The following is a 16,201-nucleotide window of genomic DNA, read 5'->3' as shown; positions in this document are numbered from 1 at the left end:
TATACTCGGTCCACCCTTTCAGCCGCGGCTTGCACGACCGCCGCTGCCTGGGCGTACAAGCACAGAATTCCTTCGGTTTACGACCTTGCGCAACGATCCGTCCGCCGCCTTAACCACCACGCCTCCCGTCAGGCGCTCGTGCGGATAGCGGCCCCCTTTAGCCATGGGCTGTTGCTGACCGCCATGCTTTGTCCAGCACTGGCGGCAAAGGCGGCCGATCTGGGCGGTACGGTGGCGATCAATTCGCAGCTGGTCGATCGTGGCATCGCGATCACCTCGCGCACACCTGTCGTGCAGGGCTCGGTCTACTGGGCGCCCGCCACAGACTGGTCAATCGACCTGTCCGCCGCCGTCGAAACCCGCTCTCCTGAACACCTGCTGCAATCGGGCGTCGCCCTCTCCCGCCATTGGACGTTGTCCGACCGCTGGCAGGCGCAGGCCAGTTTCTCGTACTACCGGTACCGCTATGCCGTCGACGACAGGGAGTGGGACGTCGAGCGGACCGAGGCCAGCCTCGGTTGGACTTATCGAGACATGGTGACCTTTTCCCTGTCGGCATCGCGCATGCCGGGCAGTGGACGGCTCTACGGCGCGGCGGACATTACCGTGCAGCATTCGCTATCGGAGCATTTCGCGCTGTCGGGCGGGCTGGGAATCGCCCAGCCCCCGCTGTTCGACGACGGCCTGGACCGTAGCGGCCATTACCGTTACGGGCATGCGGGATTGATATGGAGCCGCGGAAGCTGGAGCATCGAGCTGGACCGGGTCGCCACCAGTGCCAACGTGCCGCGCCCGTGGGGCGGCCCGCGTGTATCGCCTTGGGTCGCAACGGTTTCGCTGGCATTCTGAGAGCCTGCCCGCGATCCTGCTGCGCTCGGCATGCGGATCGGGGACAGCTTCTGAGCAGGATGCAACCTTTCGCCCTGGCGGCGGCACCTACTCGGAATCCGATCTCCCTTTGCCTGCCATGAACGACACCGACGCCCTGGGCGATGCCACCGACCGCGTGCTGCTGCAACGCATGGCCACGGGCGACCGCGACGCGTTGGCGGTTCTTTACCGGAACTATCACGGCCGGCTGTGCCGGTTCCTCTCACGCTTGACCCGCCGCCCGGACATCATTGAGGAAGTCATCAACGATTGCTTCTGGATCGTCTGGCAGAAAGCCGAAGGCTTCCGCGGCGATTCGCAGGTATCCACCTGGATCATGGGTATCGCCTACCGCTGCGGCCTGAAAGCATTACGCCAGCATGGCAGCGACCCGGTCGACGACAGCGAAATGGCAGAGGACCGTTTTCCCGCCGATCACCCGGACGAGGACCGCGAGCTGCGCGATTGGCTAGGCAAAGGGCTCGAACGGCTGACCGCCGACCAGCGCGTGGTGATCGAGTTGGTCTATGGCGTCGGTTACAAGCTGGAGGACATCGCGACCATCATGGACTGCCCTGTCGGCACGATAAAAGCCCGGCTGTTCCATGCGCGCGTCAAGCTCCGCAACGTGCTGCCGGCCTTGGCCGGAAGCGTCCCCACACTGACGGAGAAACTGTCATGAAGACCTTCTTCGTGGAACCCGGCCAAGAATGCTCCCACGCCTGGGAGCTGATGCCCTGGGTATTGCAAGGAAGCGCCAGCGAGGAACAGAACGACTGGCTGCACACCCATTTGACCCAGTGCAACGCGTGCAGTGCCGAGTTTGCTCAGCAAAACCGGTTGCGCATGGCCATGTCGCTGCCGGCCGACGTTCCGGTCGATGCCGAAGCAGGCTTGCAGCGCCTGCTCAAGCAAGTGGACACACCCGAACTGCGCAAGGCGCCGGCGCGGACACAATCAAGCGGCTGGTTGGTCAAGGCGTTGGTCGCCACGGTGCTGGCCCAGGCGATCGGCCTGGGCGTATTGAGTTCACAGCTGCTCACCGCAAACCCGGCGCCAACCTATCGCACGCTCAGCGATGCACCCGCCCCTGTCGCGGCCGGAACCGTCAGGGTAGTACCCGATCCGCAAATGCCGTTGTCTGATTGGAATGCGCTGCTGCGTACGTTGCAACTGCAGGTGGTCGGTGGCCCCAACGGCATGGGCGCCTATATCGTTGCGCCCATCGCACCCAATGCCGCCGCACAGACCTCGCAAGTCGTGCAACAGCTGCGCGCCGCGCCTGGCATTCGCCTGGCAGAACCCATTTCGTCTACGCCGTGAAGCGACGATTTGCTCTACTGCTGGCAGCCAGCTTCGGACTGGCTGGCTGCGCTCACCTGGATAGCGGACCGGTGCCGCCGCGGGATCAGGCCAGCGAGGCGTCCGCATTGGATAGCCAACGCGACATCGTGATAGCGGTGGAGAATCCGCTGGCGCCAGCACCGACGCGCGCCGGTTCCAACCTGCTGGGCTATGCCGCGGCCAGGTCTTACGGTGCAGGCAGACAAGCGCTCTTCACGCTCGATGCGCTCAAGCGTCACTACGGCCTGCGCGAAGTAGCCGCATGGCCGATCAAGCCGCTTGGTGTGTATTGCGCCGTATTGCAGCCTCCGCCCGGCGTGTCGCGGGATGAACTGATCGCTTCGTTGGCCGCGGACAAGCGCGTCCAACTGGTGCAGCCGCTGCAGAACTTCTCCGTTTACTCGTCGAACGAGCCCGCTCCCGACCGCAACGCGCCGGCGCCACGCTACAACGATCCCTATATCGATCTGCAACGCGGCTTCATCGCCACCGACGCCGCCGCCGCGCAGATCCGTGCGCAGGGCAAGGGTGTGGAAGTGGCCATCGTCGACACCGGCGTGGACACCGCCCATCCCGACCTGCGTGGCCGCATTCATGACGTACATGATCTGGTGGGAGGAGGTACGGCCGCCTTCAATCGCGATTCCCACGGCACCGAAGTCGCTGGCATCATCGCCGCGAACAGCAACAACCGTCTCGGCATCGCTGGCATGGCGCCCAAGACCAAGCTCAACATCTACAAAGCGTGCTGGTACCCGCAACCCTCCGGTGCGAGTGCGCAATGCAATTCCTTCACTCTGGCCAAAGCCCTGGCGGCTGTTGTCGACAGCCATGCGCGCATCATTAATCTCAGTCTGGGCGGTCCCAGCGATCCGCTATTGCGCCGCTTGCTTGAGCAGCTGTTGCACCAGGGCCGCATCGTGATCGCCGCGATGCCTCCGGATGGCCGCCTCGCAGGATTTCCTGCCGATGTTCCAGGCGTGATAGTCGTCCGTACCAGCAGCAGCGCATCCGCCCCACCCGGCGTGCTCAATGCACCGGGCGACGACATCCTGACCACGCAGCCGGGCAACGGCTACGACTTCACCTCCGGCTCGTCCATGGCCGCCGCGCACGTCAGCGGCATGGCCGCCCTACTGCTTTCCCTCTCGCCAAATCTGGACGCACGCAGCACACACGAACTCATGCGACGGACCAGTAAATCCAGCGATGGACTGCTGCAAGTGAACGCGGATGCTGCGGTGAGTGCTTTGGCGAATGCAGGCAAGACGTCGCGCCGGGTGGCTCGTCCGTGATCAAGAGTGTAGTCAACGCGCGGTGTAATTGAAGTACGATTCCCCCTGGAAACAGGGGAATGCCATGCCGCGCAAAAAGCCGGATTTTGAAAATCGCGATCTGATTTCAATTGCAAGGTGGTCATTGATGCTTGCCGTCGTGGTGGCTAGCTACGCCTTCGCTCAAGTCGATTCCCAGGCCGGCCCATCCAGTTCAGCGCTTCCCACTTGCATGGTCGGCGCGGCTCCCGTGGTGCCACTGGCAGCACCTGTGTTGACCTCTGACTCGACCAAAGCCAAGGGCTGTTTGGTGGATGCCGGGGCCATTGGCAAGGAAGCGAAGATAGTCGATCTCCGGTCACGAGAGGAGTACGCCACGTTCCATATTCCTGGCGCCGACAACCAGCCGATGACTGCGCTCATGAACTATGGATCCAAGAAGGCGGTCATCTACGACAGCGGAAAGTTGCAGCAGGATGCGCAGCTGCTTTGCGAACGTGCGGCGCGTTACGGCCTCAAGCAGGTCCAAGTGGTCGACGGCGGTTTGGCGGCGTGGTCACAGCTCTACGCGCCGGCTCATGCGTTGGAGGCCAGCCGGCTGAACGACGCCGAGGTGTCGTCGGCGTTGCTTGCGAACGAAAGCCAGGTCTTGAGCTTGTCTGCGGAGTTTGGCGCAATGCTGAAGTCGATCCAATCTTCACCCGCGGCTCGCGGTGCCAGCCGTCGGCTGATCATCTTGGCGAGTTCGCCTGCGCAACTACCACAGGTTCAGAAGCAACTGACGCGCAAGCCGGGTGGCCGCACAGCGCTGTACTGGATAGGCGACGCCGCGCGATTGCAGACCCTTATCAGCAACCATGTTGCCCAGGACCAGAAGCGACTGGAAGGCCGCGGCCATAGCAGCACGTGCAGTTCGCTTTAACGGCGCTGCGTCGGAGTTTTTTCTGCGATTACCGCCAGGAACTTCCAGTCCGAATACTGCTGGGCGTGCTCAAACTCAGATTCCTCAATCTCGAATCCGGCTTGCTTCAATGGCGTTCTTGGCGACAGCGAGTAGATGCCGACTATCTGCCCGCCTTCGGTGACGAATCCCCATTCCTGCTGGCGGGTGATCGGATCGACGTAGTTCCGACGCAGATGACGCCTGACGGGCGCTGCTCGCTGGTCAGCCAGCAGCTCCTCCAGCGAACGCGGGAACATACGCTCCGGGCCGGCCATGCGGTAGCTGATCAAGGCCGCCCGGAACTCCCTGCCGATCCGCAGCAGCTCACGTTCTTCCTGCCGGCGCGTCTCATAGAACTGCAGCGTGGCACCGGCGGTCACGCCGATTGAAGCCATCGCGATCAGAAAGAGTACATAGAGGTAGGCGTAGCCCCGCTGCCGGTTCATGGCACCAGGTTCGCGTAGGGTACGCCGTTCAAGGCCACCCCTTTCGCGCCGCTGCGGACATCGCCAATCCCTCCTCCGCCCGTCGTGTCTTCCACTGGCACCCAAGTGGCCTTGCTATCGGTGATGGGATCGATGGGGACATCGCGAAGATATTTCTCTTCCACCAGGTCCTCCAGGTTTTCCGGATAGTGCCCCTTGTCCTCATGGAAACGATCGATGCTCTCGCGCATGGTGCGCAGACTGGATGACAACGCAACGAATTCGGCACGATCCAGCGAGGACTGATAACGCGGCAGCGCCACCACCAACAGCAAGGCCACGATGGCCACGACCACGACCAGCTCGATCAAGGTAAAACCCTGCGTTCTGCCTCTCACTTCGGTTCACCATTCACGATAGGGCACATCGTTCAATCCCTTATCCGGCGACGTACTGTAGACATCGAATACATCCTCGCCGGCTTCGGGAGCATCGGGCGGGCTGGCGTAGCTCCGCAATCCCCACGTCTCCTCCGGCTTGGTTCTCTTGCCGGCGAAGAAAGGATCGGCTGGCACTCGGCGCAGGAAATAGAGCTTCGCCCCGGTCGGGCTGCCGATATCGTCCACTCCGGATGCCAGCACCGTGAGATCGATCGGGTAACCGGTCGCTCCGCTTTCGACGGCAATCCTGCCGGCGTCCGCAGCACGCTTGTATTGGTCGATGGCACCGCGGATCTGGCCCAAAGCAAGCCTGAGTTCGGCTTCTTGCCTACGCTTGACCACGCTCTGCGCCACCGGCACCGCGGTCAGCAGCAAAGTCGCGATGATGGCCAAGCTGGCCATCAGTTCGATGAAGCTAAAACCGCGGGCGGCACGGGCTGTCATCGGATGACCATGCTTCCGTTGGAGGTGCGGACCTGTCCGGCCGGGTTGGTCTGCGCGGAGAGGATCGCCAGCTCGGTCTTGGGCGAGGCGGCCAGCGCCTTGAAGGTCACCTGCAGCAGAGCGCCCTGGCCCGATACCGCACTCCCCTGCCGCACCACCGCCGCGACGATCTTGCCGTCGCTCAGGTTGACCTGTTTGGTCAGGCTGCTCTGTCCTCCTCCCTGGTTCATGTATTGCCCCTCCTCGACGCTCACCACTTGCAATACCTGCGGATCGAAACCCAGCATCACCGGCACTTGGTCGATCGGCTGCGTTGAGCTGATGTTGAGCACGGCGGTGAACTGCTCTCCCGCTTTCACTTCGGCGGGGAGTTGCCAACCCAAAGCGACTTGCGACGCGGCGGGGAGCGGCGCCTGACTCACTTCAGGATCGGCCACGGGTGTGATGACGGGAGTGACCACCGGCGCCGCCGCCGCGGCAGCGCCGGTGGTGGCGGATGAGGCATCGCCCGGGACTTCCGCCTGCAGGTCGGCCGGCCGCATGTCGGCTACGCCGCCCAGGCGCGTCGCGGTGCCGCTCTCGAACTGCAACTCGCTCAAGCCGGCACGGGCGATGCCACGCACCAAGCGCGGCGTGATCGACAATACGATCTCGGTATCCTGCTTGTCCGACTTGCGGGTGCCGAAGATCCGGTCCAGCACCGGGAACCGGGAGATCCATGGCAACCCGCTCGCCGTCTTGCGGTCTTCCTTGTTGATCAGGCCCGCCAGCACTTGCGTCTCGCCATCACGCAACCGCAGGGTCGTTTCCGCGTTGCGGGTACCGATCTGGTACGACAGGGTGCCGGATTGGGTGGTGATCTCCCTCACCAGGCTGCTCACCTCCAGGTTGATCTTGATCGAGACTTCGTCCGAAGCGAACACATTGGGTTCGACTTCCAGCTTCAGGCCGACGTCGACGTAGTTGACGGTTTCCGAAACGAAGCCGGTCGAGGTGGAGGTGGAGGTGATGACCGGAACCTTGTCGCCGATCAGGATCTTGGCCTTTTGTCGGCTTTGCACGCGGATCTTGGGATTGGCCAGGATCTTTGCGTCGGAGCGGTCGTCGGTCAGGCGAATGCTCGCATTTGGAATGTTGGCCAGCACGCTGCTGGAATTCAATGCCCTGAGCTGATCGACATTGAGCCAGTCGGCGGATTGGTCGGCGCCCTTTACCGAAACTCCGATTTCCTTGGGCAGGTTTACCCCGGCATCCAGCAGCGCCGTGCGTTTCACCTCCAGGATCTCCACGTCCAGCATTACTTCCGGATCGCTGATGTCGTGCAGCGCCACCAGCTTCTCGGCCAGGCCGATCGCTTCGGGGCTGTCGCGCATGACGATCATGTTGAGCTTCTCGTCGACGACGATGCTTTCCGTCTTCAGGATGGACTTCAAGCTTTCGGCCACCGCCTTGGCATCGCCGTTGGAGAGGAAGAAGCTGCGTACGCTTAGCTGGCGATAGTCGCTGATCTTCTGCGGTGTGCTGGGGTATACCAGCATCGAATTGGCGTTGAGTATCCGCGTTTCCAGTTGGGTGGAAAGCCCGATCATGCGTATGGCTTCGTCCAGCGGCGTCTGGCGCAGGAATACCGACACCTTCAGATCCGGACGGATTTCCGGGTCGTAGATGAAGTTGATGCCGGACGCTTTGGACAGCACCTCGAACACCACCTTGGCCGGCACGTCCTTGAACTCCAAGGTCACCGGCTTGCGGAACTGACCGTCCAGGCCCTCGTCGACTTTGCGCTGGAAGGTGGCGGCGCGAACCCGTTCCATCGAGTTGAGCGCGCGGGGATGGCGGGGATCCTCCGCCAGCACCAATTCGGCCAGCCGCTGCGCTTCGGCGAAGTTACCGGCACCGATCAGCTCGTCGATCTTCGCCGTCTGCTCATCGTGACGGCGCCGCATGTTCAATGCGCTCTGCCGGTCGCGAACCAGCAGGTTGCCTGGGTCGATCTGCTGCGCCGCCTGGTAAGCGCCTTCGGCGCGAGTGAGATCGCCGGCAGCCAGATATTGATCCGCCTGCTCCGCGAGTTCGGCCATGGCTTCGCTGCGTTTGCGCAGATAGTGCTGCCGATAGCGGATGTTCTCCGGCGCTGCGTCAGACGCCGCCTGGTAGCGCTGCACGGCAGCCGCATAGTCGCCCTTCTCGAACAGCTTGTCGGCCGCCCGGTAATCCCTTTGCGAAGCGCACGCAGCCAGCAGCACCAGCTGCGCGACTATCGCCGCGACACGCGCCCTTCTTCCCAAGCTTAGCTTGCTGTACATCGAACATCGTTCCTATTCAGACATCGTGACATCGCTCACCGGGTACTGACGGGTAGTCCCGTCCGGCAGGAAGGTGAACTGGGCGGATCCTTCAGAGATTCTGTCGAAGCGATAGAGATCCCCCACAGACTGCTCTGGCTGCAGCGTGTAGTTCTCCTTCTCCCATTCGACGAATACATAAGGCACGGCATCGGAGAGCATCCAGCCAAGGATGCGCACTTCTGCCGGCGGCGGCGGCAACACCGGAGCCGGCGGCGCGGGCGCAGATAGCGGTGGCGCCGCCGGTGCAGTGAACAACTCGCTCGGCATGGGCTCCGCACTGCGCTCGGCGAGCAGTGAAGGCGCAGCAGGCGCAGCCAGTTTCGGCCGGCTCACCGCAGCCACCACCGATGTCGCGATTGCGGCAGGTTCGGAAGGCGTGGCGCGCAGCCACAAGGCGGCACTCAGAGCGCATATCGCCAGCGTGTAAAGTTTGACTCGCGCACTTTTGTTCATTGCGTGCCCGCCTCTGCCGCATCGCGATAGGCGATGGTGACTTGGATCTCAGCCTTCAGCGCCGGCTGGCTAGCGTCTTCGCGCGTCAAACGCAGCCGGGAAATGTAAGCGGTGCGGCCGATGCCCTGCGCGCTGTCCAACATCGGTCCCAGCTGCTGCCAACTGGCATCCGTCGCGATGGTGGCGGTCTGACGGATGATGCGAGCCTCTTGGCTCTGGTCGTAGGCGAACTTGATCTTGCCTGGCTTGTTCGGGTCCGCGGTCAGTTTTGAAAGCGCTTGTGCGGTCAGCGCAAAACGCTCGGAGAATGGCGGGAAAGGTTGTTCCGGCGGCGGCGCGGTCTCGGCCAACGAAACCGTGGGCGCGACGACTCGATCCTCGTCCGATGCGGCGAGCCGATGCAGCGACGTCATCAGCGACAGCACCTGTACCGACAACACCAGCCCTGCCGCGACCTGCAACCACGCCAACCGGCCCCGCAGCAGGAACCAGCGGTTTATCGTCCACGCCCAACGGCGAATATTTATCGCGCCCATTGTCCGCTCACTTCGAACACCGCCTGCTGCGGCTGGCCGTCCAACGACATCAACCTGACTTCCTGCAACCGGCCGCGCTGCTGCAGCAACACCGTGTAGTCATTGGCCTGCGCCGCGGTAGCGGCACTGGCGGATATCCGCACGGCGCCGCTCACCGGGTCGATGTCCAATGACAGCAAACGGGTATCGGCATCGGCAGGTACCAGACTCGCTAGCAAGCCATTCCAATCGCGATTGATCAACGCCAGTTGCTGGACCATCTGGATGCGCCCGGCTTCGTTGAGCGCGGGCGCGGCCGGAGCCCTTCGCGCCATCGCAGCGGCTTGCTTCGGCAGTGGTTGGCTGGCCTTGCGCTGCCTTTCCAACTTGCTGTCGACCGCGTGCTGGCTCCAGCCGAGAGCCGCGGCAAGCACCAGCGCGGCGGCGACCCATGCCAGCCACGTCCCGGGCCGGCGTGGTTGCCGCAGATACAGATCGGTGTCGCCTGCCCTGCTCATGCAACGGCCGCCAGAAGCGCCACGCCATAGCCACCACCATCATCCGGACACGCCAACAACGCCATCGACTGCGCAGGCTGGCGTTCGCTGGGCAGGAACCAACGCATCTGCTTGGCCTCGGGCAGGTCCATCTGCTTGCGGTGCAGCCAGACGGAAACCTCATCCAGGCCCTGCCCGTCCGGCGGCAGCGTTTCGAAATCGGTGATCGCGCCATCCCGCAGGTGAACGCCAACCAGCGCATCGTCTTCTTCGATGACCAGCAGCGATGGGCCGGAAGGCATGCGCACGGCATAGCGGCCGGCGATCGCCACCGCGCTGCAGCCGATCGCGCCCACCGAAACACCCGCGGCGGCCAGCGCAGCTTCCAGCGACCGTAGCCAGGCCGTGGGATAGGCGACCGCGACAATGGGTTCGCCATAACGCGGCCACTGGATCCGGATGTCATGAGTCGAATTGTCCAGCCCGCTTCTTTCCCATGCCTGCAGCACACGCTTGCGGATGCCGGCTCCGGTGCCGGCGGCGGACGACCATGGCAAGGTCATGAAACGTACTGCCGCTGCCGATACCAGTACATCGACACGGAGCTTGCCGGTCGCATGCGACGTCAGCCATTGCGCCAGTGCGGCGAACGGCTGCTTACTGCCAGCATCGATCGATCCGGAGGCGTGGACGCGCTGACGGCCGCGTTCCAATGCGTGCCAGGATCGAGAAGTGAGATAGAGAATGCAGGACTTCATATGCAGATCAATCGGAAAACGTCACCCGGTTAATTTCGGCCAGCGTGGTTTGTCCGCTGAAGAACAGATCCAATGCGGCAGCCCGTAGGCTCGGCCCGCCTTGCCGCGCAGCTTCCGCACGAAGACTGCTGATCGGCGCCTTGATGGTCACCAGTTCGCGCAGCTTGTCGTTCATGGTCAGGTACTCCGCGACCGCCCGGCGCCCCTTGTAGCCGGTGCCACGGCAATGCGAGCAGCCTGCGCCGGCACGCAGGTCTTTTCCTTCGATATCCGCAGCGGTCAAGCCGGATGCCGCTAGTAGTTGCTCGTCAGGCTGGTACGGGTGCGCGCATTCCGGGCAATTCAGCCGCAGCAGCCGTTGCGCCCACACCCCGACCAGAGCCGACGCCAGACTGTAGGCGTCCACGCCCATGTGCAGCAGGCGGCCCACAACATCGAAGACGTTGTTGGCGTGCACCGTGGTCAGCACCAGATGGCCGGTCAATGCGGCCTGTACCGAGATTTGCGCGGTCTCTTCGTCGCGCACCTCGCCCACCATGATCTTGTCCGGATCGTGGCGCAGGATGGACCTCAATCCGCGGGCGAACGTCAGTCCCTTCTTCTCGTTCACGGGGATCTGCAGCACGCCAGGCAGTTGATACTCCACCGGATCTTCGATGGTAATGATGTTCTCGTGGCCGCGATTGATTTCCTGGATAGCCGCGTAGAGCGTCGTGGTCTTGCCGGAACCGGTAGGACCGGTGACCAGGATCATCCCGTAGGGCTGCGCCACCAGTCGGCGCAAGGTCGCCACCGCAGCTTCCTCCAACGCAAGGTCGGCCAGCTGCAATACGCTCTCGCGGGTGCCGGTCAGCGAACTACGGTCGAGCAGTCGCAGCACCGCATCCTCGCCGTGGATGCTGGGCATGATAGAGACACGGAAGTCGACCTGTCCCTTGGCGGTGCGCACCCGGAACCGTCCATCCTGCGGCACGCGCCGTTCGGCGATGTCCAACATCGACATCACCTTGATGCGGGAAATCAGCCGCTGCGCCATATCGATGCCGGATATTTCGGACACCGCCACCAGCACGCCATCCAGGCGGAATTTCACACTCATGCCCGATGGCGTGGACTTCAGGTGGATATCCGAGGCGCGTTGCTTCAATGCGTCGTACAAGATGGAGCTGACGGTCCGGATGACCGGGCTGGAGTCCGATTCGATCGTCTCCAGCGAGATGACTTCACCTTCGGTGCCGTCGGTCTCCGCCGCGCTGTCGCCGAGCTGCCGCTCGGTCGCCCTCACCGCTTGCTCGGCGCCGGCAAGCAATAGTTGAATGTCGTCCTGATGGGCCAGCCGCGCCTGGTATGGCTGCTGTATGGCCGAGCGCGCCCAATCGATGGTCTCGCGCGAGTACGGATCGGCCAGCACCAACATCAATCCATCATCGGCGCCGTGCATCGCAATGCAACCGCGCCGCGCGCATTCCACATAGCTCAGCAGCTCGAAATCCGGGGTGGCGGCGAACAAGGCTTCCGAGGCGATTGCCGGAATGCCGGACAACTGCGACAAGGCGGACACGAAATCGCTGGCTGCCAGCGCCTGTTCGTGCTGCACCAGCTGCATCCAGCTGGTGTCGCCTGCGACCGAGCGCAAGCGGGCATCACGCACTTGTTGCGCGGTCAGTTGTGGGATTGTCTCCAGTGCGTCCATCAGCCGACGTTGCCCACCATGTCGAAGATGGGCGCGTACATCAGCACCACTATCGCGCCGATCACCACCCCGATGATGGTCATCAGCAAGGGCTCGAACAGGCGCGAGAACGTCTCCACCTTGCGGTCCAGATCCGCATCCAGAAAATCGGCCAGCTTGTCGCTCATTGCTGCCAACGCGCCGCTGCGCTCGCCTACACGCAGCAGGCTTTCGGCGATTGGCGGCACCATGCTGGTGCCGGCGAGCGACTCGCTGAGCATCTGCCCGGAGCGCAGGCGCACGATGGCAGCGGACACTTCCGCCGCTTGCAGGGGATTAAGGACGCCACGCACCATGTCCAAGGCTTGCAGCAGCGGAATGCCGCTATCCAACAGCAGCGCCAACGTTCGGTAGAACCGGGATAGTCCCAAAGCGAGTAGCACCTCGGAAAGCACAGGAACCCGCGCAGCCGTCCGCATTGCTGCGGCGCGTCCGTCCGGATGCAGTACCAGCCAGGCTACGCCCAGGACCACCGCCGCGAGCACCAACATCAGCATCCACGGATAGTCGTTGATCAGTTGGCCGCAACGCAGCAGCACGCGCGTACCCAGGCCTACTTGCCGTCCCGAACCATCCAGGATCGAGGAGAACTTCGGCACGACGTACGCCACCAAGAAGACGATTACGCCGCCGCCCACGATCAGCAGCAGCAACGGATAGATCGCACTGGCCGACACTTTGCGCTTGATCTGCCCGATTCGTGCGTCGTATTCCAGGTAGCGCTCCAGCGTGGCGGCAAGGCCACCGGCGGTTTCGCTGGCGGCTACGCCAGCGACCAGCACCGGCGGGAACAGGTCGCGCTCATCGGCCATCGCCGATGAAAAGCTGGCGCCCTGCCGCAACCGCGACAACATGCGCGCCAGCACTTCGCGGAAACCCGGATCGCTTTCCTTGCGATGCAACGTTTCCAAAACCTCCACCACGTTCAGGCCAGCGCGAAGCAGCGTCAACGCCTCCTGCAGGAACACCCCTTGCGAGTAGCGGACACGCGATCGAGGCGCGCTCTCGCCGCCGGATTCCACCCGCAGTACCCGGCCACCGCGGCGCGTCGCCTGCAACTCCGCTGCTTCCGACGAATCCGCCTCGATCTCCAGCCAAGCGTTCTCGGTGCCCATGGACACCAGTACCCGGTGTTTCATGACTACCCATCCACTCCGATGTCAGCATCCTCGCCTTCACCGCCAGGCCGCCCATCCTTGCCGTACGAGATCACGTCGTAGTCCGCGGTCGCTCCCGGCACCTGATAGATATAGGCGTTGCCCCAGGGATCGGCCGGCACCGCCTTTTGCAAGTACGGCCCGTTCCAGCGCGGCTCGGCGTCCGGCTTGGTGACCAGCACAGCCAAACCTTCTTCCGGGCGCGGGAAATGGCCGACATCCATCCGATAGGTATCGACGGCCTTGCGCAAGGCGTCGATCTGATTCGCTGCCGCGGTGCGCTCCGACTTTCCGATCTGCTGGAAGTATCTGGGCGCCACCAGCGCCACCAGCAGCCCGATGATCACCACCACCACCAACAGTTCCATCAGGGTGAAGCCGTCTTGCTTCTTGGAAATACGTCGTTTCATTACATTGCCTTCAATGACCAGGACAGACCAGGAACCTGGTCGCCGATATCGGTGGGAGAAGTGAGGATGATTTCGTTCAAGCTGTTGGCTGACTCGTTCTGTCCAATGGCGCCGTACAACAAGGTGCCGCTGACCACGGTAAAGCCCGGTGCCGTGGTGATGCTGGCGGTTACCGTGTTGACCTTGGGGCCGTCGTTGCTGAGGGTGACGCGATAGCGATAGATCCACCGGCCCAGCAGCGCGACATAGGTTTTCGATACCCGCTGATAGCCGGAAATACTGAGATCGTCGGTGGAGGTATGAATACCGTTGTCGACGGTAGTGCCACGGACCGTCTGCCCCATTGCCCCCATGTAGTGGGGATCAAGACTGCTCACGCGGCCCACGGTGATTTCGAACGGTTGATCACCATCGCGTACGTCATCCTTCACCGCGGAGATCCGCACGATCTGCGGCACCCACCAATTTTGTGCGGTGAAAAGCAACTGCTGCGGCTGCACAGTGGCTTCCGAGGTATCGCTGGAACTCACAGGCAGCCTGACTTCGTGTGTCGGCGCCCGGGTCAGGGCGACGGTGAACATCCCCATTCCCAAGCTTTCGTTGATGCGGATGTCACTGGGAGCGGTGACTTGAACGCCGCCCAGCTGCGGACTGGCGGGGATCACCAGTGAACCCGGAGCGTAGGCGCGCGATAGACCCTTGTCGTCGTAGATCACGCCGTAGATGTAGTAAACACCGGCCGGCAGCGCCGACATGTTCCACACGTAGCTACCGCTATGCGTGCCTGCACCTTGACTGAGTCCATCGACGATGCGCGTGCCGGCGAAGCCGCTACCGGTCTGGTCGTAGTAGAGCGCGATCTTGGGATCGATATTGGCGTCGGTACCCTCCCAGGTGATCGTGGCCGAGCGCGAACTTGCATCGGTCACTGCGGCCGGGCTGGTGACGGCGATGGTCGGCGGCACGTAGGCTCCCGTGCTGACAAACAGGGTCGACAACGGAGTCCATTCGCTGGCCGCACCGCGGCCGTCCTGAGCGCGGGCGCGCCAGTAGTGCGTTGCCTTGTCGGTCAGAGCTGTCGTGGACTGCCACGCGGTGACGCTGCTGGTCCCGGAAGCGATGCGCAACGACATCGCGGTGTCGGCATAAACCTCGAATGCGTAGAGCACCGGATCGCCTTCCGGATCTTCGGACAGATTCACCGTGAAGGAAGGATGCAGGGTACTGACCCAAGCCCCATCGCCGGGATTGGCCAAAGTGGGTACCGACGGCGCTTCGTTGCGGGCGTCGAGGACGAAATCGCCCTGCACCCATTCGCTCTGGCTATGGCCATCGCTGGCTTTCACGCGCCAGTAGTAGTGCTGGTTTTCCGTCAATCCCGTGGCTTGCCAACTAGTGACGCCGGTGCCGGCGGGAACAGGGGGCGATGCCTGTCGCGAGGAGGAGTCGAAGGTATTGACTACGTCGATTTCGAACTCGTAACTCACTGCGTCGCCATCGGCATCGACGCCGTTGTTGACACGCAAGTCCGCGGTGCCTTCGGTCGTCACGCGCGCGCCTGGTGCCGGGCTGGCAATAGTGGGCGATGCAGGCGCCTGGTTGCCGGTGAATACGCGGAAGCTGCGTGCAGGCGTCAACGTCCTGGCACCATGGATATCGGTCGCAATGGCGCGCCAGTAATAGGTCGCGTGATTGGCGAGTGGAATGGCGACGGTCCACTGGGTGGAGCCACTCTCGCCGCCGACCAGATCGCGGGCGCTGTCGTGCAGTTGTGTCAGTGCACTGTCCGCATAGATCTCAAAGCCGTACACGATCGCATCGCCATCCACGTCCACTGCGTTGGTTGCCGACAGCACCGGCATGAGCGTCGCCACATCGGTGCCGGCCTGCGGCGAGGTCAGGTTGAAACTTCCTGGCGGGTCGTTGAACAGATTGACGAAGAAGTCGCCGCTCACCCATTCGCTGTTGACGCCTGCCGTACCGATGGCGCGGGCGCGCCAGTGATAGCGGGTGTTGTCGTTAAGATCCGATTCCGGCTGCCATTGCGTCGGCTGTCCTGCGGTCGGATTCTCCGGCACGGTCGCTTCGCCTAGCAACTCGGACATGCCCGCATCAGCATACAACTGGAACTGCGCCGATACGGTGGGATCGTTGCTGGCTTCTCCGGTTCGCACCTGCAATGCAGGACGCTGACTAGCCACTTGCGCACCCGCAAGCGGCGATACGATTTGCGGGATGGCCGGGCCCGGAGGCGGCTCTCGCGATTCGACGCGGATCTTGGCCGAACGGTTACCGCTCAGGCTGCCGTCACTGGCGAGATAGTTGATCAGATAACTGCCGGCCTGCCCGGCTTCCGGCGTCCAATCGAACACCGCGGTGCCATCGCCTTGGTCCTGGAACGTGGCACCGGTCGGCAGCGGACTGGCCGACAAGGTAATCGCCTTGCCCATCGGGCTGGAAGCTTCGACCAGGAACGATACCTGCTCGGTTTCCTTCACCACGCGGTCGGGAATGAACTGCAGCACCGGCGGCTTGGGATCCTGGTCCAGCGGCTTGAACGCAACCTGATAACCGCCCGGCGAGTTGGCATC

General features: G+C 63.1%; 17 protein-coding genes. 5 read left to right on the top strand and 12 right to left on the bottom strand.

The features are described from left to right. Window positions 1–183 precede the first annotated feature (183 nt). From AB6O04_RS13900 to AB6O04_RS13880, 5 genes are all read left to right on the top strand, one after another. Window positions 184–849 carry a hypothetical protein gene (locus tag AB6O04_RS13900; RefSeq protein WP_368564635.1) on the top strand — a complete coding sequence of 222 codons (666 nt, stop codon included), beginning with the start codon at window positions 184–186 and terminating at the stop codon, window positions 847–849. 118 nt (window positions 850–967) lie between these two features. Next, complete coding sequence (locus AB6O04_RS13895; RefSeq protein ID WP_368564634.1) at window positions 968–1,552, top strand: RNA polymerase sigma factor; 585 nt, start codon at window positions 968–970, stop codon at window positions 1,550–1,552. Further along, window positions 1,549–2,193 (top strand): zf-HC2 domain-containing protein, encoded by a 645-nt coding sequence (locus tag AB6O04_RS13890; protein ID WP_368564633.1) that lies wholly within the window; start codon window positions 1,549–1,551, stop codon window positions 2,191–2,193. The genes AB6O04_RS13895 and AB6O04_RS13890 overlap by 4 nt, the downstream gene beginning before the upstream one ends. A gap of 38 nt (window positions 2,194–2,231) precedes the next feature. Then, on the top strand, window positions 2,232–3,509 hold the full coding sequence (locus AB6O04_RS13885; protein WP_368564785.1) for a S8 family serine peptidase: 1,278 nt from the start codon (window positions 2,232–2,234) through the stop codon (window positions 3,507–3,509). A gap of 64 nt (window positions 3,510–3,573) precedes the next feature. Continuing rightward, the gene (locus tag AB6O04_RS13880; RefSeq protein WP_368564632.1) at window positions 3,574–4,410 is read left to right on the top strand and encodes a rhodanese-like domain-containing protein; all 837 of its coding nucleotides are present in this window, start codon (window positions 3,574–3,576) and stop codon (window positions 4,408–4,410) included. Here the strand turns inward: AB6O04_RS13880 and AB6O04_RS13875 are convergent. From AB6O04_RS13875 to AB6O04_RS13820, 12 genes are all read right to left on the bottom strand, one after another. After that, entirely contained in the window at window positions 4,407–4,877 is a 471-nt protein-coding gene (locus AB6O04_RS13875) for a hypothetical protein (RefSeq protein ID WP_368564631.1), read from the bottom strand. The two genes, AB6O04_RS13880 and AB6O04_RS13875, sit on opposite strands and share 4 nt — an antisense overlap. Beyond that, the gene (locus AB6O04_RS13870; RefSeq protein ID WP_368564630.1) at window positions 4,874–5,254 is read right to left on the bottom strand and encodes a type II secretion system protein; all 381 of its coding nucleotides are present in this window, start codon (window positions 5,252–5,254) and stop codon (window positions 4,874–4,876) included. The genes AB6O04_RS13875 and AB6O04_RS13870 overlap by 4 nt, the downstream gene beginning before the upstream one ends. A 6-nt stretch (window positions 5,255–5,260) precedes the next feature. Further along, on the bottom strand, window positions 5,261–5,740 hold the full coding sequence (locus tag AB6O04_RS13865; protein WP_368564629.1) for a type II secretion system protein: 480 nt from the start codon (window positions 5,738–5,740) through the stop codon (window positions 5,261–5,263). Then, on the bottom strand, window positions 5,737–8,046 hold the full coding sequence (locus AB6O04_RS13860; protein ID WP_368564628.1) for a cohesin domain-containing protein: 2,310 nt from the start codon (window positions 8,044–8,046) through the stop codon (window positions 5,737–5,739). Before AB6O04_RS13860 ends, AB6O04_RS13865 begins: the two co-directional genes overlap by 4 nt. Before the next feature lie 12 nt (window positions 8,047–8,058). Further along, window positions 8,059–8,541 (bottom strand): hypothetical protein, encoded by a 483-nt coding sequence (locus tag AB6O04_RS13855; RefSeq protein WP_368564627.1) that lies wholly within the window; start codon window positions 8,539–8,541, stop codon window positions 8,059–8,061. Beyond that, entirely contained in the window at window positions 8,538–9,077 is a 540-nt protein-coding gene (locus tag AB6O04_RS13850; protein ID WP_368564624.1) for a hypothetical protein, read from the bottom strand. Before AB6O04_RS13850 ends, AB6O04_RS13855 begins: the two co-directional genes overlap by 4 nt. Next, on the bottom strand, window positions 9,065–9,574 hold the full coding sequence (locus tag AB6O04_RS13845) for a hypothetical protein (RefSeq protein ID WP_368564623.1): 510 nt from the start codon (window positions 9,572–9,574) through the stop codon (window positions 9,065–9,067). The genes AB6O04_RS13850 and AB6O04_RS13845 overlap by 13 nt, the downstream gene beginning before the upstream one ends. Further along, window positions 9,571–10,311, bottom strand: a complete 741-nt coding sequence (locus tag AB6O04_RS13840) for a hypothetical protein (protein ID WP_368564622.1) — start codon at window positions 10,309–10,311, stop codon at window positions 9,571–9,573. Before AB6O04_RS13840 ends, AB6O04_RS13845 begins: the two co-directional genes overlap by 4 nt. Window positions 10,312–10,318: 7 nt before the next feature. Then, window positions 10,319–12,004 (bottom strand): GspE/PulE family protein, encoded by a 1,686-nt coding sequence (locus AB6O04_RS13835; protein ID WP_368564621.1) that lies wholly within the window; start codon window positions 12,002–12,004, stop codon window positions 10,319–10,321. Further along, window positions 12,004–13,182 carry a type II secretion system F family protein gene (locus tag AB6O04_RS13830; protein ID WP_368564620.1) on the bottom strand — a complete coding sequence of 393 codons (1,179 nt, stop codon included), beginning with the start codon at window positions 13,180–13,182 and terminating at the stop codon, window positions 12,004–12,006. Before AB6O04_RS13830 ends, AB6O04_RS13835 begins: the two co-directional genes overlap by 1 nt. A gap of 2 nt (window positions 13,183–13,184) precedes the next feature. Next, complete coding sequence (gene gspG / locus AB6O04_RS13825; protein WP_368564619.1) at window positions 13,185–13,610, bottom strand: type II secretion system major pseudopilin GspG; 426 nt, start codon at window positions 13,608–13,610, stop codon at window positions 13,185–13,187. Further along, window positions 13,610–16,201, bottom strand: a 2,592-nt coding sequence (locus AB6O04_RS13820; protein ID WP_368564618.1) for a hypothetical protein, incomplete at its 5' end; no start/stop codon positions are given. The genes gspG and AB6O04_RS13820, both read right to left, overlap by 1 nt.

Origin of the sequence: Pseudoxanthomonas sp. UTMC 1351, assembly GCF_040948865.1 — a bacterium.
Classification (GTDB): Bacteria; Pseudomonadota; Gammaproteobacteria; order Xanthomonadales; family Xanthomonadaceae; genus Pseudoxanthomonas_A.
Note: the sequence above shows the minus strand (reverse complement) of the source record. Positions and strands in the feature narration are given on the sequence as shown.

Bases quoted from the DNA above. Each gene is read 5' to 3' on its own strand.
- AB6O04_RS13900 (WP_368564635.1), top strand. From the start codon at position 184: ATGCTTTGTCCAGCACTGGCGGCAAAGGCGGCCGATCTGGGCGGTACG.
- AB6O04_RS13895 (WP_368564634.1), top strand. From the start codon at position 968: ATGAACGACACCGACGCCCTGGGCGATGCCACCGACCGCGTGCTGCTG.
- AB6O04_RS13890 (WP_368564633.1), top strand. From the start codon at position 1,549: ATGAAGACCTTCTTCGTGGAACCCGGCCAAGAATGCTCCCACGCCTGG.
- AB6O04_RS13880 (WP_368564632.1), top strand. From the start codon at position 3,574: ATGCCGCGCAAAAAGCCGGATTTTGAAAATCGCGATCTGATTTCAATT.
- AB6O04_RS13875 (WP_368564631.1), bottom strand. From the start codon at position 4,877: ATGAACCGGCAGCGGGGCTACGCCTACCTCTATGTACTCTTTCTGATC.
- AB6O04_RS13865 (WP_368564629.1), bottom strand. From the start codon at position 5,740: ATGACAGCCCGTGCCGCCCGCGGTTTTAGCTTCATCGAACTGATGGCC.
- AB6O04_RS13860 (WP_368564628.1), bottom strand. From the start codon at position 8,046: ATGTACAGCAAGCTAAGCTTGGGAAGAAGGGCGCGTGTCGCGGCGATA.
- AB6O04_RS13855 (WP_368564627.1), bottom strand. From the start codon at position 8,541: ATGAACAAAAGTGCGCGAGTCAAACTTTACACGCTGGCGATATGCGCT.
- AB6O04_RS13850 (WP_368564624.1), bottom strand. From the start codon at position 9,077: ATGGGCGCGATAAATATTCGCCGTTGGGCGTGGACGATAAACCGCTGG.
- AB6O04_RS13845 (WP_368564623.1), bottom strand. From the start codon at position 9,574: ATGAGCAGGGCAGGCGACACCGATCTGTATCTGCGGCAACCACGCCGG.
- AB6O04_RS13840 (WP_368564622.1), bottom strand. From the start codon at position 10,311: ATGAAGTCCTGCATTCTCTATCTCACTTCTCGATCCTGGCACGCATTG.
- AB6O04_RS13835 (WP_368564621.1), bottom strand. From the start codon at position 12,004: ATGGACGCACTGGAGACAATCCCACAACTGACCGCGCAACAAGTGCGT.
- AB6O04_RS13830 (WP_368564620.1), bottom strand. From the start codon at position 13,182: ATGAAACACCGGGTACTGGTGTCCATGGGCACCGAGAACGCTTGGCTG.
- gspG (WP_368564619.1), bottom strand. From the start codon at position 13,610: ATGAAACGACGTATTTCCAAGAAGCAAGACGGCTTCACCCTGATGGAA.